At 63.1% G+C, this 1,566-nt stretch carries 1 protein-coding gene; it reads right to left on the bottom strand.

The window, feature by feature from the left end; all coding sequences use genetic code 11:
- Window positions 1-74: 74 nt before the first annotated feature.
- Complete coding sequence (locus QZ269_RS13055; RefSeq protein ID WP_291427130.1) at window positions 75-1,247, bottom strand: S1C family serine protease; 1,173 nt, start codon at window positions 1,245-1,247, stop codon at window positions 75-77.
- Window positions 1,248-1,566: the final 319 nt, after the last annotated feature.

Genomic DNA, 1,566 nt, shown 5'->3' with positions numbered 1-1,566 from the left:
GTTGGGACAGATCTTTTGCGTAATGTCCCTACTCTACCCCTTTCCGCTTCGCAAGTCCCCCTGCTGAGCAGTTACTAATTTTTTACGGTACTGCGGCCTACTAGCTTCAGCTTCAGGGTCAGCTTTTTGCCTCCGCGTAAGACCGTTAGTTTGACGATTTCTCCAGGCGCATACGAGCGCACCGCGTACTGAAACTCGCTGAAATTGACGGTACGCTTACCATTCACCGCCGTCACGATATCGCCCTGAATCCGCGTGTTGTTGCGGTCGTACAGCAGCGCCTGCAAGCGTGCGCGGGCCGCCGGACTGCCGGGCACCACCAGGTTGAAAAAAGCGCCGGGCGTCTGGCCCAGGTGCAGGCCCAGCTGCTCAGTGAGCGCTACAAACTGCTTTGCGGGCAGGTCACTAAGCACCGCCAAATTGCCGCTCAGACTGACCCCGATGATCGGCGCGTCCCGTTTGACTCCGCGCCGCAGGGCCGCCAGACGCTGATCGTGCGCTGTCATCGGCACCGCGTAGGCGGTGATGTTCGCCCCAGCATCTTTACCGGGCACACCGTTGGGCGACCCATCACCGGGGCTGTCCCGGATGAAGCTGACGACGCCGCTCAGCTCCCCGGCGCGGTTCAGGACGGGGCCGCCACTGTCGCCCGGCACCAGCGGCGCACTAAGTTCCATCGTTCCAGGCGGAAAATCGGCGCGACCTGCCTGCGCCCCTAGCGCCAGCAACCGGCCCATCTTGGGACGCAGATATTCACCGCCGCCATTACCGATCACCAGCACCGGCTCACCGACCCCTGGGGACGCTTCCGTGAGAGGCAAAAAAGGGGTCTCTGCCGGAACATTCACGCGAAGCAGGGCCAGATCGTTCTGGTCGTCGTAGCCGATCACTTTAACCGCGTAACGCCGCCGGTTGCTGGTCATGGCACTGAGGGCCGGAGCCTGAAAAACGACGTGATAGGCCGTGAGTGCCAGACCACCAGGGCCGATCAATACGGCGCTGCCGACGCCGCCCGGCTCGGCACACCCACTGACCGGGCACTGCTCGATCCGCAGGGTCGCGGGGCGCACCCGGCCAAAGAGCGCCTGCAAATCGGTGTAATCCTGGGCGCTCAGAGGCGCGGCGGGGCCAGAATCGACCAGAAGCGGCCCCGGATAAAAGCGGCTGGGCGGGGCTGCACCTGCGTGTACGCCTGAGTGCCCCGCCAAAAACAGCAACAGACCTTGCCGAACAGCCGTTAAGTTCATGCGTCGGTTCCTCCGGGCCTCAGCAGTTAGGGCCGTTTTCCGAATGATGGGCACGCCGGAAAAACACCGCAGACGCAGGCCATCGGCCCAGACGTCTGCCGGGATGTGGAAAACCACTGCGTCAGAATTGCCTTTCAGTCTGACAGTCTATACGTATTCCCCCCACTGCTGTCAGGCGCAGCCCTGATTGGCCCCCGGCCTCCGCTACAGTCGGGGCGATATGAGTGACTTACCGACCACCGTATTCGTGTACGGCACCCTGATGCCCGGCGAGCGCAACGCCGCCGTGGCTGGCCCGGCAGAAGCATTTACCGCCCAG

It is taken from the genome of Deinococcus sp., assembly GCF_018260405.1.
GTDB lineage: Bacteria > Deinococcota > Deinococci > Deinococcales > Deinococcaceae > Deinococcus.
Note: the sequence above shows the minus strand (reverse complement) of the source record. Positions and strands in the feature narration are given on the sequence as shown.

Coding starts and splice junctions, on each gene's coding strand:
- QZ269_RS13055 (WP_291427130.1), bottom strand. CDS start 1,247: ATGAACTTAACGGCTGTTCGGCAAGGTCTGTTGCTGTTTTTGGCGGGG.